The 25,782-nt window shown below is 47.1% G+C and carries 22 protein-coding genes; 11 read left to right on the plus strand and 11 right to left on the minus strand.

Annotated elements, in window-relative coordinates; all coding sequences use genetic code 11:
• The first annotated feature begins 173 nt into the window (after positions 1–173).
• Together MKX75_RS05670 and MKX75_RS05675 are read left to right on the plus strand one after the other, a co-directional pair.
• Positions 174–1,019 carry a hypothetical protein gene (locus MKX75_RS05670; protein ID WP_339168835.1) on the plus strand — a complete coding sequence of 282 codons (846 nt, stop codon included), beginning with the start codon at positions 174–176 and terminating at the stop codon, positions 1,017–1,019.
• A gap of 214 nt (positions 1,020–1,233) precedes the next feature.
• The gene (locus MKX75_RS05675) at positions 1,234–1,941 is read left to right on the plus strand and encodes a hypothetical protein (protein WP_339168836.1); all 708 of its coding nucleotides are present in this window, start codon (positions 1,234–1,236) and stop codon (positions 1,939–1,941) included.
• Positions 1,942–2,066: 125 nt separating this feature from the next.
• On the opposite strand, the gene MKX75_RS05680 is transcribed toward MKX75_RS05675, so the two are convergent.
• Positions 2,067–3,041, minus strand: coding sequence for a ring-cleaving dioxygenase (locus MKX75_RS05680; protein ID WP_062832949.1), 975 nt, complete (start codon positions 3,039–3,041; stop codon positions 2,067–2,069).
• 417 nt (positions 3,042–3,458) lie between these two features.
• On the opposite strand from MKX75_RS05680, the gene MKX75_RS05685 reads away from it, so the two are divergent.
• Positions 3,459–4,220 carry a TIGR02206 family membrane protein gene (locus MKX75_RS05685; RefSeq protein WP_339168837.1) on the plus strand — a complete coding sequence of 254 codons (762 nt, stop codon included), beginning with the start codon at positions 3,459–3,461 and terminating at the stop codon, positions 4,218–4,220.
• A gap of 139 nt (positions 4,221–4,359) precedes the next feature.
• On the opposite strand, the gene MKX75_RS05690 is transcribed toward MKX75_RS05685, so the two are convergent.
• From MKX75_RS05690 to MKX75_RS05700, 3 genes are all read right to left on the minus strand, one after another.
• Positions 4,360–5,154, minus strand: coding sequence for an SDR family NAD(P)-dependent oxidoreductase (locus tag MKX75_RS05690; protein WP_036612094.1), 795 nt, complete (start codon positions 5,152–5,154; stop codon positions 4,360–4,362).
• A gap of 212 nt (positions 5,155–5,366) precedes the next feature.
• Positions 5,367–5,630, minus strand: coding sequence for a YqkE family protein (locus MKX75_RS05695; protein ID WP_211081827.1), 264 nt, complete (start codon positions 5,628–5,630; stop codon positions 5,367–5,369).
• Positions 5,631–6,115: 485 nt separating this feature from the next.
• The gene (locus MKX75_RS05700; protein ID WP_145146333.1) at positions 6,116–6,763 is read right to left on the minus strand and encodes a peptidylprolyl isomerase; all 648 of its coding nucleotides are present in this window, start codon (positions 6,761–6,763) and stop codon (positions 6,116–6,118) included.
• Positions 6,764–7,018: 255 nt separating this feature from the next.
• Here MKX75_RS05700 and MKX75_RS05705 point away from each other — a divergent pair, with 255 nt between their 5' ends.
• Positions 7,019–8,233: an MFS transporter gene (locus tag MKX75_RS05705; protein ID WP_339168839.1), complete on the plus strand. Its 1,215-nt coding sequence runs from the start codon at positions 7,019–7,021 to the stop codon at positions 8,231–8,233.
• Positions 8,234–8,323: 90 nt separating this feature from the next.
• Here MKX75_RS05705 and MKX75_RS05710 read toward each other — a convergent pair whose 3' ends face one another.
• From MKX75_RS05710 to MKX75_RS05720, 3 genes are all read right to left on the minus strand, one after another.
• A complete protein-coding gene (locus MKX75_RS05710; protein WP_062832953.1) occupies positions 8,324–8,524 on the minus strand; it encodes a hypothetical protein in 201 nt (66 codons plus the stop codon).
• A 39-nt stretch (positions 8,525–8,563) separates the two neighbouring features.
• A complete protein-coding gene (locus MKX75_RS05715) occupies positions 8,564–8,935 on the minus strand; it encodes a hypothetical protein (protein ID WP_062832954.1) in 372 nt (123 codons plus the stop codon).
• 121 nt (positions 8,936–9,056) lie between these two features.
• Positions 9,057–9,218: a hypothetical protein gene (locus MKX75_RS05720; RefSeq protein WP_017690239.1), complete on the minus strand. Its 162-nt coding sequence runs from the start codon at positions 9,216–9,218 to the stop codon at positions 9,057–9,059.
• Between the two features lie 145 nt (positions 9,219–9,363).
• Here MKX75_RS05720 and MKX75_RS05725 point away from each other — a divergent pair, with 145 nt between their 5' ends.
• Positions 9,364–9,645, plus strand: a complete 282-nt coding sequence (locus tag MKX75_RS05725; protein WP_017690238.1) for a hypothetical protein — start codon at positions 9,364–9,366, stop codon at positions 9,643–9,645.
• A gap of 153 nt (positions 9,646–9,798) precedes the next feature.
• The gene (locus tag MKX75_RS05730) at positions 9,799–11,697 is read left to right on the plus strand and encodes a HAMP domain-containing sensor histidine kinase (RefSeq protein ID WP_339168841.1); all 1,899 of its coding nucleotides are present in this window, start codon (positions 9,799–9,801) and stop codon (positions 11,695–11,697) included.
• Between the two features lie 74 nt (positions 11,698–11,771).
• On the opposite strand, the gene MKX75_RS05735 is transcribed toward MKX75_RS05730, so the two are convergent.
• Together MKX75_RS05735 and MKX75_RS05740 are read right to left on the minus strand one after the other, a co-directional pair.
• Complete coding sequence (locus MKX75_RS05735; RefSeq protein ID WP_235599343.1) at positions 11,772–12,032, minus strand: NHLP leader peptide family RiPP precursor; 261 nt, start codon at positions 12,030–12,032, stop codon at positions 11,772–11,774.
• Positions 12,033–12,068: 36 nt separating this feature from the next.
• A complete protein-coding gene (locus MKX75_RS05740; protein ID WP_076331880.1) occupies positions 12,069–13,016 on the minus strand; it encodes a hypothetical protein in 948 nt (315 codons plus the stop codon).
• Positions 13,017–13,235: 219 nt separating this feature from the next.
• Here MKX75_RS05740 and MKX75_RS05745 point away from each other — a divergent pair, with 219 nt between their 5' ends.
• Positions 13,236–13,973: a hypothetical protein gene (locus tag MKX75_RS05745; protein WP_339168843.1), complete on the plus strand. Its 738-nt coding sequence runs from the start codon at positions 13,236–13,238 to the stop codon at positions 13,971–13,973.
• Positions 13,974–14,010: 37 nt separating this feature from the next.
• Here MKX75_RS05745 and MKX75_RS05750 read toward each other — a convergent pair whose 3' ends face one another.
• Positions 14,011–15,264 (minus strand): acyltransferase, encoded by a 1,254-nt coding sequence (locus MKX75_RS05750; RefSeq protein ID WP_339168844.1) that lies wholly within the window; start codon positions 15,262–15,264, stop codon positions 14,011–14,013.
• Positions 15,265–15,402: 138 nt separating this feature from the next.
• Positions 15,403–16,395, minus strand: a complete 993-nt coding sequence (locus MKX75_RS05755) for an LCP family protein (RefSeq protein WP_339168846.1) — start codon at positions 16,393–16,395, stop codon at positions 15,403–15,405.
• Between the two features lie 184 nt (positions 16,396–16,579).
• On the opposite strand from MKX75_RS05755, the gene MKX75_RS05760 reads away from it, so the two are divergent.
• The 4 genes from MKX75_RS05760 to MKX75_RS05775 all read left to right on the plus strand — a co-directional run bounded on the left by MKX75_RS05760 (position 16,580) and on the right by MKX75_RS05775 (position 25,763).
• Positions 16,580–17,131 (plus strand): undecaprenyl-diphosphatase, encoded by a 552-nt coding sequence (locus tag MKX75_RS05760; RefSeq protein WP_076331884.1) that lies wholly within the window; start codon positions 16,580–16,582, stop codon positions 17,129–17,131.
• 206 nt (positions 17,132–17,337) lie between these two features.
• Entirely contained in the window at positions 17,338–19,056 is a 1,719-nt protein-coding gene (locus tag MKX75_RS05765) for a methyl-accepting chemotaxis protein (protein WP_076331885.1), read from the plus strand.
• Between the two features lie 343 nt (positions 19,057–19,399).
• Positions 19,400–22,393, plus strand: a complete 2,994-nt coding sequence (locus MKX75_RS05770) for a glycoside hydrolase family 9 protein (protein WP_339168848.1) — start codon at positions 19,400–19,402, stop codon at positions 22,391–22,393.
• Between the two features lie 94 nt (positions 22,394–22,487).
• A complete protein-coding gene (locus MKX75_RS05775) occupies positions 22,488–25,763 on the plus strand; it encodes a glycoside hydrolase family 48 protein (protein ID WP_339168850.1) in 3,276 nt (1,091 codons plus the stop codon).
• Positions 25,764–25,782 lie beyond the last annotated feature (19 nt).

Here is a 25,782-nt window from a genome sequence, read left to right on the forward strand (position 1 = left end):
ATTTGAGAATAATTTGCCCTTGGAAATTTGCTTATTCTGGTTAAAGCCGAACGTTCTTTCGTGAAAAGAGAAATATGTAAAGAATTTTTTTGAAAGATTAACAAATTCGCAACTTGCAGGCGATAAATGAAGATATAATAGGATTATCACAACAGAAGAAGGAGCCCGGTATATTGAAAACTTGGACAGGTATCCTGCTGATGATTATTTTGGCGGTAGCTACGATTAGTACAACTTCAGCTGCCAGAACCATGAATGAATCGCAAAAACAGCTTAACATAGATGATCAATCCAGCCAGACCGAAGCGGTTGAGGCTTCCAATATAGATAAAATGCATGACACAGCGAATACAATGCAAGAATCGATTCCCGTTAAAGAGCAGTACGTTTCGGTTGCACCAGAGAATGAAAACATCAGATTATACCCTATGAAAGTCGAGGGTTCAGGATATATATATAATGGAATGATTTTGGAAGTGGACGGCAAGACGCAAGAATTTAGTGATTGGCAGGGAGAAGGCGGGTCTTACAAGCCCGAAGTACACGAGCTGGATCTAAATGGAGACGGCCAGAAAGAGATTGTTGTTTTGTACACTGAAGGACATGGAACAGGTATTTATTTGGGACAAGCCCGTATTATTGATCCGGTGACGCTGGAAGAGATGAAGATGCAGTCTCTGGATGAGATCGTGAAGCAACATGTGCAGTCGAAGGTTACGGTTAGATCAGACCGTGTGGATGTTGATGTTGCCGTTGATGGCGTTCAAGCAGAGCCTGCACAGATCGAGGAAGACACGAGTGGTGGCGTATATAACGAAGAATTGGGATTCGGCGGAGTGACGTATTACAGCGTGGAGGATGGTCAACTTGTCGTATCAGCGGCAGGATCTTACGGTGTGGCTTTATATGCTGGTGATCTGACATTTGCTTATGAATATGTGGATGGCGAGTGGAAGGCTACGGATTTGAAATACAGCATGGAAATATATGAAGAAGAATATTACGAATCCTTTGATTGATATTTAGTGAACAGTTGAACAAAATATCTCCCTTTCTGCCTTTACGGACAGTGGGGAAAAGGGCGAGGCTGAAAAAAATCGTGACATACAGCCTCGTTTTGTGCTGCCCAAAGATAGGAAATGTGTACTAAAAATGCAGGAAACAATTGACATGATTACTTTAGTCGTTTAATTGTATAAAGGATAACTCATTTAACGTTCAGGAGGGATTTTGATGAAGAAGAAGGTTGTACTGGGTTTAATGGTAGGCACATTAACGCTTGGGATCGGAACAGGTGCACTTGCAGCAACAGGGCTAGAACCAATTAAAGCTTATTTGAACAGCAAGATTACGCTGAAAATGAATGGTGCTACGGTGACAGCCAAAGATGCAAATGGTAAAACGGTGTTGCCCATTACGTACGATGGAACAACTTATTTGCCTGTGCGTGCCGTGGGTTCATTACTCGGGACAGAGATTACTTATGACAGTGCAACCTCTTCGGTGTTGATCGGCGGTACTAACGGATCAGCACCATCTGAAACGAATAAACTGACACTCAGTTCACTCGGAACATCCGTACTGGGGACATCCGCATGGCATACCAAAGATCCTGCGGAGACCACTTATAAAGGCAAGGATTACAAAGATGTATATCTGCATACGGATTCCGTGAAGCAAGGAGATGACTTCCAGATCATGACGGGTAAAACGTACTCTTCCCTGCATCTGGAACTGGCCGCTCTTCAAGGTAATCAGGAGATACAGGTAATCAACCAGGACAATACGGTTCTCAAAAAGCTGAGTATTTCGCCAGGAAGCGGCTTGGTAAGCCTGGACGTGGATGTATCAGGCACTGAAGCTGTTTTTGTGGAGATTGTTTCAGAAGATCCAGGTTCATCGCTGTTTGTGCCGCTTACAACATCGTATTTGGTTAAATAAAATAGATGTAATCAAAAACGATTATCAACGATGATGTCGCTGGATCAAATCCATTACACACATTGTGATAATCGTTTTTATGTTTATTCAGTCATACTCAGTCATACCATGTTGATCATGCGAAATTAGCGGATGACGGTGTCCAGCGGTTTAAGATTGGCTTCAATCTCGGCTCGACGACCTTCGAGGAATGGCGGCAAGGCAAGGGATTCTCCCAGATGTGCCAATTCTTCGTCTGTATCAAATCCCGGACCATCGGTTGCCAGCTCGAACAGAATACCGTTCGCTTCACGGAAATACAGGGAGCGGAAGTAGAAGCGGTCTACAAAACCGGAATTCGGGAATTGGAAATTATGAACCCGTTCCACCCATTGTCTCAGCTCTTCTTCATTATCCACACGGAACGCAACATGGTGCACGCTGCCACGTCCAGGACGTTCTTGGGCAAGATCATTTCGCTCTTCAACATGCACCTCGGAGCCGCTACCACCTTCGCCTGACTCAAAGACCAGTACATCAGGTTGACCTGGAGTAAAGGCAGGGTAGCTTCCTTTTGCTCTGAAACCAAGCAGTTGGGTAAGAACTGGAGCAGTAAGAGAGGCGTCTTTTACCGTAAGATGGATGGGGCCGAGACCTACAATGCCATACTCGGCAGGTACAGGGCTCTGATCCCATGGTTTACCACCAGCGACACCTGTATTGTTTTCATCCGAAACCAGAATCAGACGTTGTCCTTCAAAGTCCGTGAATGAGAGCGTGGCGCGACCGCCCCGTTCAACAATCTCTCCATGATCAACTTCGAATTCGTCAAAACGCTGCTGCCAGTACGTAAGTGCCGCATCACTTGGCACACGCAGTGACGTTGCTGAGATGCTGTTCACGCCTTCACGAGTCTGTCCTGCCATCGGAATTTCGAAGAAGGTAAGCTCGGTACCCGGATTGCCTTTCTCATCGCCATAGAAGAGATGGTACACGGATACGTCATCCTGGTTGACTGTTTTCTTAATCAAGCGCAGACCCATGATATTGGTGTAGAAACGATAGTTCTGATCGGCATGGGCTGTTAGGGCGGATACGTGGTGAAGTCCTTTGATTTGCATAATAATTCCTCCTAGTTAGGTTATACGTTCAACAAAGGATTATTTACACTGGCACTTCGATGACAGAACAACCTTCCGATCGCTGTTATCCCCAGATTTTTTGATTCCTTTTTTAAAGGGGAAATCCGGGGATAAAGGCGAACGCTCTGCTTCTTCAGGTTATTTCTGTCCTCTCCGTTATCGTGTAAAAGTTCAGTTGAACATTTTTTGAGTTTATTTTAATTTATTCCTTATTAAGAAAGTTACTAACTTTTAGTTTGTTTTGGTTCTGAATTTATCTTAACATAAAGATATTTAAATTACAATCCTTATTTAGAATTCCAACTGGACAGCTCTTTCATTCAATGGCAAAATGAAAAAGTTAACATTAAAGAGAGATAATGTTGGTGAGATGATCGCAAAGGAGAGAAGAGAGGTATGGCGTATCCACCATGGCTGGACCCTTATGATGCAGAGCCGTTTATCCTGTTCTCCACTTCACATATCGTTTCCATTTGCTTAATTACAGCAATGATTCTCCTGATGTTTTTGCTTCGACACCATCTTCAATCATGGTCAGAGAGGGCACGCCGCACATTGCGGATTGTTCTAGCCTGTATCATGTTCGCTTGTGAGATCGTGTTGCAACTCTGGTATGTGTATGGAGAGATATGGAGCCTGCAAACGTCACTGCCACTTGAACTGTGTAGCCTGTCTCTACTATTATCGGCGTTGTTACTACTGACACGCAGTCGACTGTTACATTCTGCACTGTTATTCGCAGGCATCGCAGGAGCCCTTATGGCGATTCTGACGCCTAATCTGGGCTATGGTTATGCACATTTTCGATTCATTCAATTTTTCGTCGCTCATGCCTGTATCATTCTGGCTTTGCTCTACATGACCTGGGTGGAGCAGCTGCGACCTAGCTGGAGATCTGTAGCAGGTTCGATGATATTTGTGAATGTAGCGGCACTAATTGTATACGTTGTAGATGTCATGCTTGATGCGAATTACATGTTCTTGAGATACAAACCGAGTACACCCTCGGTGCTGGATATGCTAGGTCCTTATCCCATGTACATCCTTGGGGAAGAGATACTGGCGCTAGTCTTGTTTTCGCTGATGTACGTTTTGCTCTTTGCCATTCCAGACTGGTTGAACCATCGTGTGAAAAAAGGTAAAAGCTCCGCGGTATAGTGATAATCCTTGTACTTGCGCCTGCGTCGTATCATAAGCTTTTTATAAATAAAACATCCCGCAGTAATCTGACCGGATCAGATCGCTTGCGGGATGTTTGGGCGTTGTCCCTGAACTGGGGCCAACTTATATTATAAGTTTATCCACGGAGCAGAGATTCCGCACCATCCACGTAGATTCGTGTACCTGTAACATGAGAGGCTTCATCGGAAGCGAGGAATAGAACGAGGTTGGCCACTTGCTTCGACGTTCCAGGTTCACCCTTGAGCGGATGTTCATGACCCTCAGGGAATTCAACAGGGATCTGTACTTCTTTCAGATCATCCGAAGGGTAGGTGTTATCATCAATGTTGGTATCGATGGCTCCTGGGCAGACGGCGTTAACACGGATCTTGTAACGAGCCAGCTCCAGTGCAGCCATCTTGGTAAACGCGGTTTGTCCCGCTTTGCTGGAAGCGTATGCAGAGAACCCGATACCTGAGAAGACCCGGTTACCGTTGATGGAACTGGTGATAATGATGCTGCCGCCATGTTCTTTCAGATGGGGGATGGCATATTTGACGGTTGCGAAGGTTCCGCGCATATTGATCTCCATCGTCTGATCCCAGTCCTCGATTTCCATCGTTTCAATGGGAGCCATCGTTCCGTTGATGCCAGCATTCGCAAATATGATATCCAGTTTACCGGCTTCAGCCGCGGCCTGATTAATCGCCTTCTGCACATTGTCTGGTTTGGAGATATCACATTCGATCACATACGCTTCTCCGCCAGCCTTTTCAATCGTCTGCTTGGTTTCCTCTGCATTTTCGGGTGTACGATCCAGCATGTATACTTTGGCTCCATGCTCGGCGAAACGAATAGCAGTAGCCTGACCAATACCCGATCCACCTCCAGTTACAATCGCCACTTTACCTTCCAAACGTTGTTCAGTCATCTCTGATCCCTCCGTATGGTTATAGATTATCGTTGTACGCTCTACTTCTACATACCCGGCTCAAGACTGGTGAATCATATGTGTCTATATCAAAAAAACAGGACCGCAACGCGGCCCTGTTCTGGGAGCAGATCATCTTCATGATCTGTCTGCTGTAATATTATTTTGGCATGTGGATGGTCAGAAATTCCCTCAGGTCATGCCCCCGATACTTACTTATGTTTCTTCCAGTCCATTGCGCTGTTATTGAGCAAATATTCGAAGTCGTTATCCCGGCGCTTTTGCTCCGCTTGGCGAGCTTCTTCTGCTTGCTGACGTTCCTGCTCTTTAAGTGCCGCCTCGGCAGCTTTTGCCTCATCTGCCTGAGCTTTCAGCTTCTCCAGCACATCGCTGCTAAGCAGATCTTTCAGTGTTGTGGGTTTATCCTGTGCTACTGCTGTTTTGGGAGCAGGAGTGCGTTTTTTGGATTTTGCCATAGGAAAATCTCCTTTCCAAACATGAATCAGGTTCCATTTATCATACAGTAGTCATAGTATATCAGGTTCCCGGAATTCATTCCATGAATCTGCGGAACAAAAGCAGGAAAACGGGGCATGCGTGACGAATGAAAACGGGTATAAAATCATATACTATTACCGATACTGCGACTATTCCCTGGAGAAAGGAGTCGTTGTTCGTGGAAGTAAACCGTGGTTTACTGAAAGGGCTTGCATGGGGCGTTGCCTTTAGCTGCCCGTTATGGATTGCGATTATCGGCTGGTTACGTTTGATGGGATGGATGTATTGAGGATGATGCCGGAAGAGGTCCTTTTTTATAAAGTCAGTTATGTAACCGTTATCATTAAATTCAATAAATAAAGCTCTGCCTTGCGAATTTCGCATAGGACAGAGCTTTTGTTTGTTTAGCAGTTCATTAACGAACCATGACTATCAATTATTATCTGTTTGGGTAAGCCGCTGGTTAAGGCATTTTTACCGGTTCTGGATATTCCAAACCATGGGTATCTACCGTAACTTTTTTCATGACTTGATCGGTAACCGGTTTGTCAGCTTCACCTATTTTCTGAGCTGCAATACCATCAACAACTTCCATACCTTCTGTGACCTTGCCAAAGGTGGCATATGCGTTATCCAGGTAATCTGCGTCAGCTAGCATGATGAAGAATTGGGAGCCAGCAGAATCCAAATCATTTGTACGCGCCATGGAGATAACCCCACGCGTATGATTCAGGTGGTTTTTGTGACCATTGGATGTAAATTCACCCTTAATCGTGTATCCAGGGCCTCCTGAACCGTTGCCATCCGGATCACCACCCTGAATCATGAATCCAGGAATGACCCGGTGAAAGATCAGACCGTCATAGAAACCCTGGTTGGCCAGTGAAATAAAATTGTTCACCGTATTGGGTGCAATTTCAGGATAGAGCTCAATGACGATTTTCTGTCCATCTGCCATCTCAATGGTAGCTACCGGATTAGGGCCTGTTGGTTCAACTGGAGCTGGTGTTTCCGTAGCGCCACTGGAAGGGCGTCCGCAACCACTAATGACGATAAGCAGCATCGCGAGAACCAGCGAAACTACTGTGTTTTTTTTCCATCGTAAAGACATGAAAATGTTCCTCCTTGCATCTCTGCATTATATATTTTCTCCAAATCTTATTTGGATATTTACCCAACTATCATACCGTTTTTGTGGACAGGATGGCAATGCAATACATGTGTTTGTGGTGAACAAGGGATGGCCTATATGGAATCATGGGTGTAAAATAAGGAAAATGCTTCCGCATAGGGACGTACGGGTCTGTTCCGTCCGCTCTAATACACGGCAGTCCCGGCGTCAGTAACGGAAAGGGCGTGCGGGTATATGAACTTCTCGTGGAAGCGTAATTTAGTGATATTGTGGATTGGTGTATTTTTTTGCAGCACCGCATATTCGATCTCAATTCCATTTCTACCCCTGTTTCTAAGTGCTGATCTGGGGGTTCGTGATCATCTGGAGTTATGGGCGGGACTGGCCTTCGGCATTACATTTCTTGCGAGTGCGCTTGTATCACCGTTCTGGGGCTCATTGGCTGACAAATACGGGCGTAAGCCCATGCTCATCCGGTCAGGATACAGCCTTGCCGTTTTATATTTAATCAATTATTTCGTGCAGGACCCATATTCGCTGATTGTTGTTCGATTGTTCCAAGGCTTGCTTGCAGGGTTCGTTCCAGCCGCGATTGCTCTTGTGGGCACGAATACACCTGAAGAGAAGACAGGATATGCACTGGGCATTATGTCTACTGCGGGAGCCACAGGTGGGATTATCGGGCCGTTAATCGGTGGTGTGGTGAGCCACTATTATGGGAACCGGAATGCATTTTTGTTTTCGGCTATTGTAGTGCTAGTCTCCGCGATCATCGCAACCTTCTGGGTAAAAGAAGAGAACTTCAACCGGAACAAAGCGCGTTCTCATGTCATGGATGACATTCGTGAAGCGAGAGCGAATCGTTTGTTTATGACGGTGCTTGGCATGATGGGAATATGTACGTTCTCTGTCATGATTCTGGAGCCACTATTGACGGTCTATGTGATGGAAATGGGCGTTCAGCCTGATCGCGCCTCACTTAGCTCGGGTATTATTTTCTCGGCGGTGGGTGTAGCAACAGTTATTATGGCACCGCGTTGGGGCAAGATTGGTTCAAGGATTGGATACGGTAAAGTGTTGATCATTGGACTGGTTGGTGGGGCTGTAGGCAATCTTCTACAGTTCTTTACAACAGGTTATATCGGATTTGGCATATTGCGATTTGTATATGGTTTATTCTTTGCGGCTGTATTTCCGGCGATTAACGCCATGATTGTACAGGCTACTGCATCTAGTTTTAGAGGAAGAGCCTTTAGTTTGAATCAGTCCGCTGCCCAGATCGGGACGATGGCGGGGCCAATCATTGGTGGTGTTCTTGGTGGCTGGCTGCCGATTCGCTGGATTTTTATCATTAACGGAGTTGCGCTGTTAATCACTGCGATTGTAGCCAAGTGGTCGGGCTTGGATCACAAGTTGCCCGTGGCAAGTAAGGTTTCCGCTAAGCGGTGAAGCTGGATTGCGAGTAGAAAGTGAACTAAAAAGAACGAAAAAGATGACGCTGTTGTTACAGACGTCATCTTTTTTATGTCTACTACGGATCTATTTAAGTTGATCATCCAAAGAGTGCTTGCGAGAAGCCTTCTCTTTAGGAATGGCATGCTCCACCGCATCACGTTGATCCTCATCCTCAAGCGCTTCGGGGAAGGAGTCCTCAGTGAACAGTCCGAAGTCCGGGTCAATATCCCGTTCCGTCACGAGATTATCTGGTTCATGCACATGCTTTTGGTGATCTTCCTTCATCGTATATGCACCTCCTCATTCAGGATGACATCACGGCCGTTAGCGTCGCGGTGGAATGTCGTTCTCCGGCTTGGCACCCGCACCAGCACCATTGAGCAGATCGGTACCATGCAATGCATCCGGATCGGGTGCAGCAGGATCAACCGGACTGTTGGGTTGCAGAAGATCTGCATCCGGTACGGATTCGAGCGGTGTCTCAGCCAAACGTGAATCCAATTCCGGCTCGTCTACAGCGGTTGCGGCTACGGGTGCAAGATCCGAATCTTCCGTTACAATCCGTCTGCCGGAAACTTCGTCAAAGGTATCCATATCGCCTTCCGGAACTTCCGTCTCTGGTGGAATATCGCGGGACCTCTGATAACGGTCATAATAGCGGTCGCTCTCTTCGTTACTGATCGGTTTGTCAGACATGAGTAGCACTTCCTTTCATCTCGGTTTCTCAAAAGCTTCTTACCCCGTAGTTACCCAAAGCGCTAACGTTGTAATCTTGCACAGGTTATTATCTCCGGGTGTTCACTACGATATGAATGCCTTAGAATTTGGGGAATACATATTTAACCAAGAAGTATAAGAATCCGAAAAAGATAATGATATATGCGGCATATTTAATAAATGTGGAAGCGACCATACTTGAATCCGATTTATGCTGAACATCCTTATGTTCCACCTCAACCGTACGATGTGGCTCATTCATTGGAATCATCTCCTTAGCGTGTTTGTTTGCTTTGAGAAACCATTACACCCGGAACAAAGGATTGAATCGCAGCCACCGTTTTTACAGCTTTTCCTGTTTTGCCTATGTTATGATGAAGCTTGAATATGTAAGGGAGGAATTTCATGTGGACTGGTTTACACTGGGCAATATGATCACACGCATCCGTATCGGACAAAAGGCGTCCACACCCGGGTTCTCCCGTACCGTCATCCGTCGTCCGGATGGTTTGTTTTGGGTAGGCGGTATATGGTCCGGGCAAGTTGTACAGTTACGGGATTTCCTTTTCTCAGACATATGGACCATCTATGATGATGAGGAGACAGAGCAGTGGCTTGAATTTCGCAGTCAAGTTGAACAGAAAGAACGGGAAATGATAGTGAACCAGTTCGAAGACTTGCGTGATTAATCGGGTAACTTTAACAATAAAATGGAAATAAGACTATAAATCGACTTAAATGTGAAATTTCATTTTATCTCAAGAAGGTGACGTGACAAACGGTGGCGAATGATAAATGAGAGAATTTAAGATAGGGAAAATTAGAACTTTGAGGTGCTGTGAATGAAAAATGTGCCCAAAGCTATCGTCATCTTATGGATGAGTGTATTGATTATTCTAAGTATGCCGCACGGGATAGTCTTTGCAACTACAGGAGAGGTTCAAAAGCCTGTATCCATTGCAGGATGGGAAGTAAAATGGGGGAACGTTGACGATCAGGGGTTCATCAGTGAAGTTAAGGGAGCAGATGAGATATGGGAAAGACAGGGTGTCGATAAGTTAGAGTATAGCAATACAGATCGATCGAGTTCCTTATGGACTCGCCTGACCATCCCTGAATTGACTGAGGAAAGTTCAGCCATTCGATTTGAGAACATCAAAGGCAATCATATTGTGATCTATCTGGAGGACCGCAAGGTCTACGAGAACTACCATTACAATTATGATAATAATGCTGTCTTGCTGCCCTTATCCAGTGAGAATTCAGGTGACACGCTCTATGTATGGTCGCAAAATGAGAAAGGCCGTCTGGGCATACAAGGTACCGTTCAGGTTGGACCGTATGCCGCTTTACAGGAGAAATATATTCATAACGGGCTTATTGATGTAATCTTGGGCGCAACGTTTGTCTTCACAGCGATTACGATGCTGAGTTGTACGTTTTTCCTGGGCAAATTCCACAAGGGATTATGGATCTCGCTATGCATCGTGATGGGCTCCATCGGCACGATGATCATCACGTACTCGCAATTTTTGTATACATTCTATCAAGTATATGGTGACCTGTATTCGGTAATATTTGATCTGGCGATGCTGCTGGGTATGCCAGCGCTCTGTTATTTCTTTGAGCAGATTATCGGGCCAGGACTGCATGGAATCTTCACCAAACTACGAAAAATACAATTCATATATTCAGTTATCGCGGTATTCTCTCTATTTATCTATGTTACATCAGGCGGGCAATGGGAGTTCCTCTACAATCTGCTCGTACAGCGTGTAATTGGCATGGTGCTGGTCATCCTGCTTACAATCCTCTTGGTGGGTACCATCGCCAAAGCGCTGCAACGAAACCGGGAAGCAATGCTGCTTGCTACAGGATTCGGTACATTTGCCTTGATCAGTGTGGCTGAATTGTTGTGGTACTATCAGCGGAGTGGTTCGTATCATTTGTTATGGTGGAAATGGTCAATGGTTGCATTTGTGATCTCGTTGATTGCCATTCTCGGTAGTCGTTTTGCTGAAAAACATACCAAAGTGTTAGAGTACTCCAAAGAACTGGAGTTGTTCAACAATGAGTTGCAGCGATCTGAAAAGATGGAGATTATTAGCGAACTGGCTGCATCCGTTGCCCATGAGGTACGTAATCCGCTTCAGGTGACAAGAGGGTTCCTGCAACTAATGACAGAACAGGAAGACAACAAAAATAAGGGGTATGTTCGAATTGCATTGGAGGAACTTGATCGGGCTTCCGGCATCATTACGGACTTTCTTACCTTTGCCAAACCTGAGTTTGACCATATTATCTCGCTCAATATCTCGGATGAATTCAATCATATCGAAGGTATTCTTGTACCGATGGCTAATCTCGAAGGTGGCAAAATCACCACCGACATCCCGCCGGATCTATATATTCGGGGCAATTCCTCGAAGTTCAAGCAGGCTTTTATCAATATTATCAAGAACAGTATTGAAGCTTTGCAGGGACAAGGCCAGATTGATATCTGGGCGTATAAGCAGGATGGCATGATTAAGGTGCATGTCAGGGATAATGGAGAAGGAATGGACGAGGAAGCACTCTCCCGGTTGGGCGAGCCTTATTTCTCCAATAAAATCAAAGGCACAGGCCTGGGCATGATGGTGACTTTCCGCATTGTTGAAGCGATGCAAGGACAGATTAGCTTTACAAGCACCAAAGGGGTAGGAACAGAAGCGGTTGTATCTTTTACCGAGTTCGTCGAATGACGAACTCAGAAGGATACAGCGGCTTTTTTGTTCCTACCCCTGATTTCTTACACTACAAGATTAGCTCGCCCGACTTAACTTCTCCAAGGTCCGCAATTCACATCATAATTTACTTTGGAAGGGTTGGGAGGTATGACAAGAACATAGTCATTCTGCTGCTCCTCAACGGTACGTACCTGAATGTGCTCCGGGATTATGATACCGAAAGCTTCACGAAGCGCCTGCTTCGGATTGGAGTGCAATTGTTGTCTGAAGTGCTCATCACTCCAAGCCTTTTCAATAATATCCTCATGCAACGTTTTCTCTGATACCATCATCGTCAACATTCCCTTCATATTTAAAATTAAACTGAACCAGCTTCATCCTTATGTTCAGGATTGCAACTGTTGCTCGCTGATCCAGTGATGAAACCCGCCTTGGAGGAGCCGTTTCTTCCGTTGTGTAATGTCCTGAACAGCTTGTACCAACGTGCTGCATAAATAAGCATTAAACGTCTCAAGATGCGATATACCTAAGTTAGACGATGTTAATGTACGATTATATTGATAAGCAATGTCTACGTAAGAGTTCATGAGTTGTGTATTATATACATTGTCATGTATACGTTCGCTAAGAGGGTGAGCGGGATAGTTGTGATTCAGTGCTGCGGATATGTGGGAGAGGTAGCTGTTGTAGTTTCCATGCACAGCATCTTGTTGCGTGTCTGTGAAGTCATCGGTCATCTGGAGTGTCATGAGTGTGATGTTGATGCCAGAACACACCGGGATGATCCGGTCGGACTCTTTCTGCATAAGCAGTGCACCTGTAGCTCCAATGAGCAGAGGGGCTGCCTTTTGCGCAATCAACAAGGGACTCTTTTGAAAATAATCAATGGAATGCTCACCCGTAACACTCACGGCCCAATCCACTACATATTGTCTGAAATAGATCCAGAATATGGAGGGAGGATCGAATAATTCCGAGTAAGATTGAAGTGCATCCATGTAATATAGATTCCCCAGGGATAACTTCCATGTGGTATCCTCAGGTTGTTCATCCATCACGTCGTCCTGATTCAAAAAATATAACATGTGAATGAGACAGGCTGTACTTAATTGGAGTGCTTTCTCTTGGGGTAGTTTGTCTGAGTGTTGCATCCAAAGTGGAATGATGTACCCGATGTAACTATGTCCCGAATCTCGTAGCAGCGGATTAACCGAATGAAGTTGTTCCAATGCATATCCTGACAAGGGTTCGGGATATTTCCGTACGAGTTGTTCCGCTGAAGCAAACACGATCTCCAGATCGGATCTAAACGGATCTAACCAATCTTTCCGCATTATTACATATCGTCCTTCCTGCGATAAGGTAATCCAGGACTGTTCAACTAGATCATGAAGTTACACTCAGTATAGCGGAAATAAACTGAAAAAAATAGGATTTTTTGTGATCAATTGTGAGAAAAATGATGACTTTTTGTATTTTATGGCATAAAAAAGTGGATTTTAGGCTCAAACTAGGGAGGTACAGGATTTCGACATCGGAAAGGCGGCAGAAAAATGAACATGAAATGGAAAACATGGATGGCAGCCGGATTGGCAGCCATAGTCATAACAGCAGGAACTGGGCATGTGGCATTCGCTGATCCAGCACTACGGGTTGAGGAACATAACGATGCATCTAGAGCTTCTTCCTCCGGCAAACAAACGAAGCCATGCATGCAGGCAGGACACGGTTTGTTTATGATCGGTGAAACGGCAGACTTGCTTGGTATCGGCCTGCGGGATCTGAAAGCACAGATGGAGCTGGGCAAGACGTTGTCCCAGATTGCCAAAGAGCGCAAGGGTCTTAGTGAGGAACAGTTATTGCAGAAGTTGAAGCCTACATTGGCGCAGCGTGTGGATCAAGCTGTAGAAGAAGGTTGTCTCACCAAGGAACAAGCAGCAGCCACGAAGGCGGACATGGATACCAAATTGAAAAAGGTCATCAATACCCCGCTTCGTGATTTGCGGCGTGAGTTTGCCCACCATGGCAAACGTTCCATGGTAGATAAGGGCGAAATCGCCCGTTTTATTGGAGTCACACCGGCTCAACTGCACGAGCAGCTTCAGGGAGGGAAATCCCTGGCTGAGATTGCTCAGGCAAAAGGTATTAGCGAAACGCAGCTGGTGGACAAGCTGAAGGAACAATTGACGGGTGATCTGAAGAGGTTTGTGAATCAGAAGGGCAATGCGCACCCAGCCCCAGGTCACCAAGAGCCTGTTCCCGGACGATCAACTTCAACCGAAGTGAACTAAAGAAGAGCGTCTCCACATCGGGGACGCTCTTCTTGGTTCATAATGTCTCACTCGTCCCCGGACTACGAGTAGGGCCGGGTGACGGAGTTCGCTCAGGTGAATTTCTTTTGCCCATAGAAACAGTGTGATTAGCGCTTAAACGTGGTTTACGCGTTAATCCTACCGTAAAGCGGGAGCCAGGAAGCTTGGATAGTGTCCAACTTATTGCTAGGGATACACCAGCCGTTACTAGGAACGAGAGTAACGTTACAGGCAGATGCCATCCACTGAGCTGAAGCGGTCTGGTGACGTAAGCGATCGCGTAGATCACCAGTGCATGAACCAGATAACCACCAAATGAATAGCGGCCAATCCAGGATAACAGGCGCTGAAACCGTGTGTCTTTGCCCCGCATCAGTACAAGAAAACCATACAACATGAGTATCTGCGCCATAATGATGAGGAATGTGGTTGGTTTCAAATAAGTAGAGATATTCAAATTAACAACATCCCCCGACCCACGCAGCACATCGTATCCAAGCCAAATGTACATCCCTATAAACAGACAGATCGTCCATGGCAGTATCTTCGTGCTCCAACTCCTCCAGCTATCCACTGACCATGCACATACGGCACCCAGCAAAAAGTAGAACCAGTACATGATCCATGAATAGGATCGATATTGCAGCAACGTGGACCAAGGCTCAGACAGTGTTTCTGTCCAGCTACCCATATTATAGTAGGACCATTTCATTAGCAGAGCGTAGAATGCGGCTGCAAAGAGAATTAGCCCCATAATGAATTGCAAGGGCGTGAAACGCTTGGCGTTCCGGATACGTCTCTGAATGGCTTTCGCTCCCGCCAGAAACAAGGGAAACAGAATATAGAACTGAAACACCATAATGACAAACCAGAGATGATATCCCGTCTGAGGGACAAACAGTTCTCGAACAAGACTGCGGAAGTCCGGTATGCCTGCAAGCCAGAACTCGGGGGTGAAGATACGGACAGCAAGCCAATAGATAAGTGTCCATACGACAAACGGCATATAGATATCGCCAAATCGCTTTCGAATGAAGCGAGGATATTCCGGTTTGGTATTACGATGATGGTAAAACAGCATGACACCCGATAGAAATACAAACGTTGGCGTACCAAATCGGGTCAGATGATAAATCATGGTCAGCATAATGGAATCCGGTTGCTCAATATCGGCGCGATAGATATACTCAGCGATATTATGCTGCATGACGATCGCCAGAAAGGCAATGCCCCGCAGCTCGGTCCATTCCGCTATTCTCGGTTTTTTCACATGTAATCCTCCCTCCAGGAACCGGAGTTCATCATATAAGGGTACCTGTTAAACATTAAGGCTGCATTAAATGGAGAAAATAGGTACAAAAAAAGACGGCTGCGGCCGTCTTTTCTGTTGATATAATTCATGCTTGTTTTAGTTCTGCTCCTCTGATGATGTAGTCTCCGAGGACGCGGCATCTTCTTCAAAGAGTTTCTGAATATAAGACTGGAGTTTGGTTACATCGACACCGAGTACCTGAGCAGAGCCGACCAGTTCATTGGTGAGCAGCTTGTTCGGTGGAATCTGCTGCTGATCGATATCGTTCACATGGATATCGAAGCCGAGTGATGCGAGTTTTAACATCTGGGTTGGACTAAGGTCTGTCTCAATATAGGGAGCGATCGCTTCCAGGATATCCGGGATTTTGAAGAGCGACGTGGTGCTTTGCATTTTCTTGGCCAGCTCGGTCATGAAGATTCGCTGCCGTTCGGTACGGGTGAAATCCGAGGTGGCATCATGCCGGAACCGAACATATTGCAGGGCGGTTTTACCGTCCATATGCTGCAATCCTTTTTTCAAGTCAATGTCGTACATATGTTTATCTGCTTTACTGGTGTAATACATGTCTTTCTCCACATCAATCTCAATACCGCCTACCGCATCAACGAGTGCCATGAAACCTGTGAAGTCCGTGTAGACATAATGCTGAATGGGAATACCGAGCAGATCACTGACGGTTTGTTTGGTCAGCTCTGCACCTCCGTAAGAAAAGGCTGCATTGAGCCTGCTCTTGCCATGCCCGGGAATGGCTACATAGGTATCTCGCAGTACGGAGAATAGATGGGCTTTCTTCGTGACCGGATCAATGGAAGCGACCATGACCGAGTCCGAGCGTCCTGCATCGTCGCCTCTTGAGTCTCCGCCAAGGAGCAAAATGTTCACCCGTTCCTGGCCCTCCCATCTGGGAATCGTTGTCGTTGGTGTGTCTGAATCGCTGTCTGTGCCGGAAGAGGACGAGTTTGAAGTCCCGGAAGCCGTGGAGATGCTATTGGCAAAATGAACAATCGAATATCCGTAATATACAACGACACCTGTAATCGCAAGTGCCAGGGTCAGGGCTGTACCCCATAACCATTTTTTAAGCATAATCTTCACCTTTCTATGATTGAACTGATATGTAACCCAAACTAGTTTAACAAAAAGAAAGCAAAATGTCCTCTTTGATTTCGTAACTTCGGTCAAGATGGGGATTGTTTGACAAATAGTTAGTGTATATTTATTATGTAAAAAATAATCTTGTTTTGTGTAATGGAGGTATTAAAAGCTAGTTATGAATCAATCCGTATTTAACTGGATTAATCAGTTTGCAGACCGAATTCCGTTTCTGGACTGGTTTATGATTACATCATCCGAGTATGCGGTCTGGGTTATGATCGCACTGCTCGTTATCGTATGGTTTCTCGGCAATCCTTTGAAGCAGCGAGTTGTCTTCTATGCCTGTGTAGCGTCCATTGTGGCGCTAGTTCTGGCGAAATGGGGGATATCACCCGCAGTGGGCCATCCAAGGCCTTTTGTGGAAGGACCAGTCCATCAGCTGGTAGCCCATGTACCTGACCCTTCTTTTCCAAGTAAACATGCTTCCTTTGTATTTGCCCTTGCGGCTGCTTCATTCTTCATTGGACGTCGCTTCGGATTATGGATGCTATTACTTGCTGTGTTGACAGGGGTGTCTCGTGTATATGTAGGTGTGCATTATCCAGGAGATATTCTGGGTGGCTTCCTTCTGGGCAGTCTGATCAGTGTGATTCTGATTACGACCCGCAATTATACCAAGTCGATTCCCGACTTTTTCATTAACATACACCGACGTGTTTTTCGTTAGCGTCTGACCGCAGTGTACTGCGAAGTCGGGATGGTTTTGTTCAATAAAGAAGTCTCTTATCTCTGGTTCTGCCAAAGATGGGAGACTTCTTTTGCGTTATGTTCGAAGTTACATGAAATGTATAGAAATCGAATTCTAACATCTACAATTCATGACGATAGGTGACGATATACTATTAATATGTATTATTTTGAGGAGTGGGGAACATGTTGGGGAAATTAAAGTTAACGATTCGAGGCAAGTTACTGACTGGTTTTCTGATAGTTGTAGCTATGCTGGTTTTTGTAAGCGTCTATGCGTTAGTCCAGATCCATAATATGTCTGGTAAAGCGAATGAAGTGGATCAAACCTGGATGCCGAGTGTAAGCCTGCTTGGGATGATGAATGGTGATGTCTCCGATGTAGAGCGGTTGGCGCTGGCAATTATCGTTGAACAGGACGAAGACGAATTAACCAAGATGAATGAAGCGTTGCAGCTTCTTCTCACCAAGATCGAGGATGAGCGCAAACAGTTGCTTACATACATTGGAGGCAATGAAGCAGCACTTAAGCTATATAATGAGAGTTTCAGTAACAACTATGATGCCTATCTGGCAAAAATGCCTGCATTCATCGAATTGGGCGTGGACAACGATTATGAGGGAGCAAGCAGACTTCATACCGAGGCCTATCCAATGTGGTACACAGCTAACGACACACTTGCCCAGTTAATTAACTTGAGCAATGAAGGATCGGAAGCGGCAACGAATGAATCGGTTGTGTTGGCAGAGAATGCATTTAACGTGATTTTGGCAGTGACTATTTTTGCATTCTTAGTTGCAGTATTCATTGCATTCTTCATTGCAAGTATCATCTCACGTCCAATTAAAAAGATGAACACAGCAGCTATGGCGATCGCCAATGGTGATCTGACGGGTGAGACGATTGTACTGAAGAACAAGGATGAACTGGGGACACTGGCAGCTTCCTTCAATACCATGAGTGGCAATCTGCGCGCGATGATTGAATCGGTATCCCTCACTTCTGAACAGGTAGCTGCTTCATCGGAAGAGCTTCTTGCAAGTGCAGAGCAGAATACCCAGGCTTCGGAACAGATCTCCGAAACGGTCGAGGAATTGGCTGTAGGTACGTCTGACCAGGTTGATATTGTGAAGCGTTCTTCACAAGCAATGAATGAGATGGCTCTTGGATCGGAACAGATTGCCGAGCTTGCTCAAAGTGTATCGGTATCTGCTGTGGATGCGGCAAACCAATCTTCCGAAGGTAATATGATCATTCAACAAGCGGTTGAACAGATGGGTTCTGTTCGTAACTCCATTGCTTCACTGACAGAGCTGGTAACAGGGCTGGGGGAACGTTCAGCAGAGATTGGAACCATTACCGAGGTAATCAACAATATTGCCCGGCAGACCAATCTGCTTGCACTGAATGCAGCCATTGAAGCCGCACGAGCAGGAGAGCATGGACGTGGTTTCGCTGTAGTCGCGGGAGAAGTGCGGAAGCTGGCTGAGGAATCTTCCACATCTGCACAAAGAATTACGGATCTGGTTCAATTGATTCAGAAAGATACAGACCATGCTGTTCAGGCTGTCAAAGTGAACAGCAGTGAGACGGAAGCCGGAATCGAGATGGTTACTGCGGCAGGACAAGCGTTCGAGCAGATCTCGGATGCGGTCAACAAAGTAGCGGGCGAGATTCAGGAAGTATCTGCAGGCTCAGAAGAAATGTCGGCGAGTACGACTGAGGTTGTAGGATATGTGAGTCAGATCTCTAATATTGCCGGAGAAGCAGCAGGCGGGGTGCATAATGTATCTGCGGCAACTCAGCAGCAACTGGCTTCGATGGAAGAGATTGCATCATCCGCAGGTTCGTTATCCAAGATGGCTGAAGAACTGCAGGAGCAAATTAACAAATTCAAAGTGTAACCACTGAGTTATTCTGACACATGGTGATGTGCAGGGATGCACAGTCTGGATGGTCAGAAATGCCATTTGGTTTGTAGTGCTGGTTGTAGCAATAATAAAAAGCTGTTTCTCTAACACGCATATGCGTCAGAGAAGCAGCTTTTTTTGTCGCATGATGCCGAGCAGGTCACAACAATGTTATTTTAGAAGTCACCAACGCTTATATTGCAAGTTAAACAAAAGACTATAATGGTAATTAATGGTGGAAGTTACACGGAGTTACACCATGGGGAGGAGCGGATACCATTCGCAGTCCAGAGTAATGCATACGGAACATTCATGAAGAGGAGATGAATAGTTGAACATGAAGGGGAGCTGGTGGAGACGAGTCGCCATGATTGCGTTATCGGCAGGACTACTGGCAGGAAGTTTATCGATGGGTACAGGACTTCGTAAGGCGGATGCGGCCGCCGGAAACCAGAATTATGCTGAAGTACTGCAAAAGGCCATCTATTTCTATGAAGCACAGCGTTCAGGTCCATTACCAGCGAATAATCGGGTCGAATGGCGTGGCAATTCGGGCATGCAGGATGGGGCTGATGTAGGCGTTGATCTGACCGGAGGATGGTATGATGCCGGAGATCATGTGAAATTCGGATTACCGATGGCGTATTCTGCTACCATGCTGGCCTGGTCCGTCGTGGAATACCGCGAAGGATATGAGCAGGCAGGGCAACTGGAGGAGATTAAGGATAATATCAAGTGGGCCACAGACTATTTTATGAAAGCGCATACGAAACCAAATGAATTATGGGGACAAGTCGGAGCCGGGAATACGGATCACGCCTGGTGGGGCCCTGCTGAAGTGATGCAGATGAACCGGCCTGCCTTTAAGATTGATGCTTCCTGTCCAGGCAGTGACCTGGCGGGAGAAACAGCGGCATCACTGGCAGCTGCATCAATTGTATTTGCCGATGATGATCCTGTGTATGCTGCGAAGCTGCTTCAACATGCGAAGGAGCTGTATCACTTTGCAGATACTTACCGGGGGAAATACTCCGATTGTATTACCGATGCACAATCGTTCTATAACTCATGGTCTGGATATTATGATGAGCTGGCATGGGGTGGAGCATGGCTTTATTTAGCCACTAATGATAGCGCTTACTTGTCCAAAGCGATTGCGGCAACCAATCAGTGGTCTTCCAGTGGAGGTGCTGCCAATTGGCCATATACCTGGACACAAGGCTGGGACAATAAAAACTACGGTGCCCAGATTTTGCTGGCTCGTATTACGTCCAGTCTGAACATGCCGGAGGCCGCAAGGTTTATTCAATCTACTGAGCGTAACCTGGATTATTGGTCTGTCGGGACCAATGGACAGAGAGTCAGATACACACCGGGAGGTCTGGCGTGGCTGGATCAGTGGGGCTCGCTCCGGTATGCAGCGAATGCATCCTTTATCTCGTTTGTCTATTCCGACTGGGTCAGTGATCCTGTGAAGAAATCCAGATATCAGGATTTCGCCGTTTCACAAATGAACTACATTCTGGGAGATAATCCACGTCAGAGCAGTTATGTGGTCGGGTACGGACAAAATGCACCCCAGCATCCGCATCACCGGACCGCTCACGGTTCTTGGTTGAACAATGAGGATGTCCCGGCGAATCACCGCCATATTCTGTATGGTGCCATGGTCGGTGGCCCGGATGCATCGGATGGGTATACTGATGATATCGGGGATTATGTGAGCAATGAGGTGGCAACGGATTATAACGCGGGATTCACTGGTGCGCTAGCTAAAATGAATCTGCTATTTGGTCAGAATCATCAGCCCCTTTCGAACTTCCCTGCACCTGAGGTGAAGGGTGATGAGTTCTTTGTAGAGGCTGCTGTTAAATCATCCGGTTCCAATTATACGGAAATCAGGGCACAGCTTAATAATCGGTCTGCTTGGCCTGCCCGTATGGGAGATCAACTGTCCTTTAAGTATTTCCTTGATCTGAGCGAGGTGTATGCTGCCGGACGTACCGTCTCGGATGTGCAAGTGACAACATCCTATACGGAGGGGGCGACGGTATCCCAACCGGTTGTGGTCAATGCAGCCCAGCATATCTATGCCATTACAGCGAACTTCGGTAATACGAAGATCTATCCCGGCGGGGAAGGAAATTATCGTAAAGAAGTTCAGTTCCGCATTACAGGCCCACAGGGCGCATGGAATGCAAGCAATGATCATTCGTTCCAGACGCTGACTACAGGTAATCCTGTGAAGAGCGTATACCTTCCTGTCTACGATGCAGGGGTAAAGGTGTATGGACAGGAGCCGGGCGTTACACCGGTCACGGTTCCGAGCGCACCTGCTGGCGTGCAGGCTGTGGCGGGCAGCAATCAGGTTAGCTTGACCTGGGCAGCTGCACCCGGGGCTGAATCATACACGGTGAAGCGTTCCGAGGTGAGTGGAGGACCGTATACATCTGTCGTGACGGGTGTTAATGGATTGACCTATACGAACACGGGACTGACGAACGGGAAGGCTTATTATTATGTGGTAACCGCTGTAAATTCGGCAGGGGAATCTTCGAATTCTATACAGGTGTCGGCTACACCGCAAGCAGCAACGACTTTGCCGGGAGCGCTGACTTTAAGTGGGACAGCTGGCAATGCGCAGTCGATCCTGACCTGGACAGCAGCCTCGGGCGCTATTAGCTATAAGGTGCAACGTTCGGTAGCGGGCGGGACATATGCGGATGTGGCAACGGGATTGTCCGTGCTGACTTACACCGATACGACAGCCGTGAATGGCACCACGTACAATTACCGGATTGCAGCAGTGAATGCGAACGGACAGACGCTGTCCAATGTCCTGGCACTGACGCCTTCTGCACCTCCGGTGACGACCGGTACACTCGAAGTGCAGTACCGCAGCGGAGGGTCCGGGAATTCGAGCAATGCGGTAACCCCGCAGTTCAATGTGAAAAATACCGGAACACAGGCGATTGATCTCAGTACCGTGAAGATCCGATATTATTTCACCAAGGATGGTACGGAGAATATGACCTTCTGGTGTGACTATGCCCAGATGGGCACGGCCAATATCGAAGGGACATTCGTCGCAGTGAATCCGGCAAAGGGTACAGCAGACACGTATCTGGAGATCAGCTTCAAGTCCGGAGCGGGCAGTTTGGCCGCTGGAGCAGAGACCGGCGTGATTCAGGCACGCTTTTCCAAAAATAATTGGAGCAATTTCGATCAAAGTAATGACTATTCCTTTGACGCCACCAAGACGGCTTTTACTGCTTGGAACAAGGTAACCGGGTATCAGGGAAGCACCAAAGTATGGGGCTTGGAGCCGTAACTGGCGCACAATCAGAAGCCGAAGAACAGCATGGGCAGACCAACAGCAACAGCGTTTATATTTAATTTCCACTATTCCAGGGAGGTATATATTCATGTTGAAATCAGCTGCGAAAAAAAGTTTAACAGCCATGCTGGCGGGAACCGTCATGTTGACCGGATACACCGGACTCTGGGCAGGGCCACAAACGGCACATGCCGCCAATCAGGCCATCGAGATTCAGTCAGACAGCATTAATGAAGCCCGGTTTTTGCAATTGTATGATCAGTTAAAAGATCCGGCGAACGGATATTTTTCTCCAGAGGGCATTCCGTATCACTCCATTGAAACGCTGCTCAGCGAGGCACCGGATTATGGGCACATGACGACATCAGAGGCGTACAGTTACTGGCTATGGCTAGAGACGATGTACGGTCACTATACGGGGGATTGGTCCAAACTGGAAGCGGCATGGGATAGCATGGAAAAATACATTATTCCGGTCAATGAAGGCGATGGCAAGGAAGAGCAGCCTACCATGAGTTCTTACAATCCGAATAGCCCTGCCACGTATGCAGCGGAAAAACCATTCCCGGATCAATATCCATCGGCGATTAATGGACAATATGCAGCAGGAAAGGACCCGCTGGATGCGGAATTCAAAGCAGCTTACGGGAACAATCAGACCTATCTGATGCACTGGTTGCTGGACGTGGATAATTGGTACGGATATGGAAACCTGTTGAATCCATCTCATACGGCTGCCTATGTGAATACGTTCCAGCGTGGAGAGCAGGAGTCGGTGTGGGAAGCCATTCCGCATCCGTCTCAGGATAATAAAACATTTGGTAAGCCGAACGAGGGCTTCATGAGCCTGTTCACGAAAGAAACGCAAGCACCATCAGCGCAGTGGCGTTATACAAATGCAACCGATGCCGATGCACGTGCAGTACAGGTGTTGTACTGGGCGAAGGAGATGGGATACACCAATACGGCGTATCTGGATAAGGCCAAGAAGATGGGTGACTATCTGCGATATGGTATGCACGACAAGTACTTCCAGAAGATCGGCAGTGCGAAGAATGGTACACCAACCCCGGGTACAGGTAAGGATTCCAACATGTATCTCATGGCCTGGTATACGTCATGGGGCGGTGGCTTGGGTCAAGGTGGGGATTGGGCTTGGCGGATTGGTGCGAGCCATACGCATCAGGCCTATCAGAATCCGGTCGCGGCATACGCCTTGTCTGATCCGGCAGGTGGCTTGATTCCGAAATCAGCTACAGCCAAGGCAGACTGGAATGCATCCTTGAAGCGCCAGCTGGAGTTCTACACATGGTTACAATCCTATGAAGGAGCGATCGGCGGGGGCGCAACGAACAGTCTGGACGGTTCATACAAAGCCTATCCGGCTGGGGTGAGCACATTCTATGACATGGCATATCAGGAGGCTCCTGTATATCGTGATCCTGATTCGAACACATGGTTTGGATTCCAAGCATGGTCGCTGGAACGTGTAGCCGAGATGTATTATATTCTTGCCGAGAGCGGGGATCTGAGTTCCGAGAACTTCCAGATGGCCAAAAAAGTCATTACCAAGTGGATCGACTGGTCCAAGGATTATGTATTTGTGGATGAGCGTCCAGTGACGGATGCCCAAGGGTACTATCTGAACGCAGCAGGCGGGCGGATTCTTGGTGGTCTGAATGCACAGGTAGCGACAACACCAGCCCCAGGAGAGTTCTGGATTCCAGGCAGTCAGGAGTGGCAAGGTCAACCGGATAAATGGAATGGCTTCAGTTCCTTCACGGAAAATCCGAACTTCCGTGTGGTCACCAAAGATCCTGCACAGGACACAGGGGTACTGGGAAGTTACATTAAGGCGCTGACCTTCTTTGCCGCAGGAACCCAGGCAGAGAATGGAACGCTCAGTGCCAAAGGTCAGGAAGCGAAGGATCTGGCTGAGACACTGCTGGATACGGCGTGGGATTACAATGATGGCGTGGGGATTGTAACGGAAGAAGTGCGTAAAGACTACTTCCGCTTCTTCGCAAAAGAGATCTACATTCCTGCGAACTGGTCAGGAACGTTCGGTCAGGGCAATACGATTCCTGGTACAGCAGGTGTACCTTCCGATCCGGCAAAAGGCGGCAATGGCGTATACATTGGATACTCCGATCTGCGTCCAGCGATCAAGCAAGATCCGGCATGGGCTTACCTGGATAATCTGTACAAAACGTCGTATAATCCGACAACGAAAACATGGGAAAATGGCGCACCAACCTTTACGTATCACCGTTTCTGGTCACAGGTGGATATAGCTACAGCTTACGGCGAGTATGATCGTCTTCTCGGAGATTCCGACAGTCCTGAAGTGGAAGTGCCCGCTGCTCCTGCTGGCGTAACAGCAACTGGAGGAAGTGAGAAAGTGGTTCTGAATTGGAATGCAGCTGCTGGTGCAGCCACGTATACCGTGAAACGTGCAGAAGTGAACGGTGGTCCTTATACGCCTGTAGCGACAGGGGTCACAGGATCAACATTCACGGACACAGGCTTGACCAATGGCACAACATATTATTATGTGATTACTGCGGTGAATGCCGTAGGTGAGTCCACACCGTCAACACAGGCATCTGCAACACCGCTGGCAGGTGTTGTTGTGCCAGGCGTATTCAACCTTACTGGAACGGCTGGTAATGCCCAGGCGGTACTGACATGGACAGCATCGACTGGAGCAGCAAGTTATAAGGTACAACGTTCGGTAGGCAGCGGAGCATATGCGGATCTGGCGACAGGGTTGACCGCACTGACGTATACCGATGCTACAGCGGTGAATGGTACAGCTTACAATTACAGAGTCGTTGCCATCAATACGAGTGGTCAGACGAATTCGAATGTATTGGTGTTGACACCATTGGCACCTCCAGTTACAACGGGAACGCTTGAAGTACAATACCGTAATGGTAGTTCAGGAACTTCGGGCAATGCGATTACTCCACAGTTCAATGTGAAGAACACGGGTACAACTGCTGTGGACTTGAGCAAAGTGAAGGTCCGGTATTATTTCACGAAGGACAGTGCCGCTGATCTGAGTTTCTGGTGTGATTATGCACAGATTGGTAGCGGTAACGTGGAAGGGCATTTTGTTTCCGTAGATCCGGCCAAGGGCACGGCAGATGCGTATCTGGAGATTAGTTTCAAACCGGGTGCTGGCAGCTTGGCTGCGGGTGCCGAGACCGGAGTTATCCAGGGACGTTTTTCGAAAAACAACTGGACGAATTTTGATCAAACCAATGATTATTCCTTTGATTCCACCAAAACGGCCTTCAGTGCCTGGACGAAAGTGACAGCTTACCAGGATGGCGCCAAAGTATGGGGAATTGAACCTTAAGCGAGCTGTTCGACCAGTC

The organism is Paenibacillus sp. FSL R5-0341, assembly GCF_037975235.1.
GTDB classification, from domain to species: Bacteria; Bacillota; Bacilli; order Paenibacillales; family Paenibacillaceae; genus Paenibacillus; species Paenibacillus amylolyticus_A.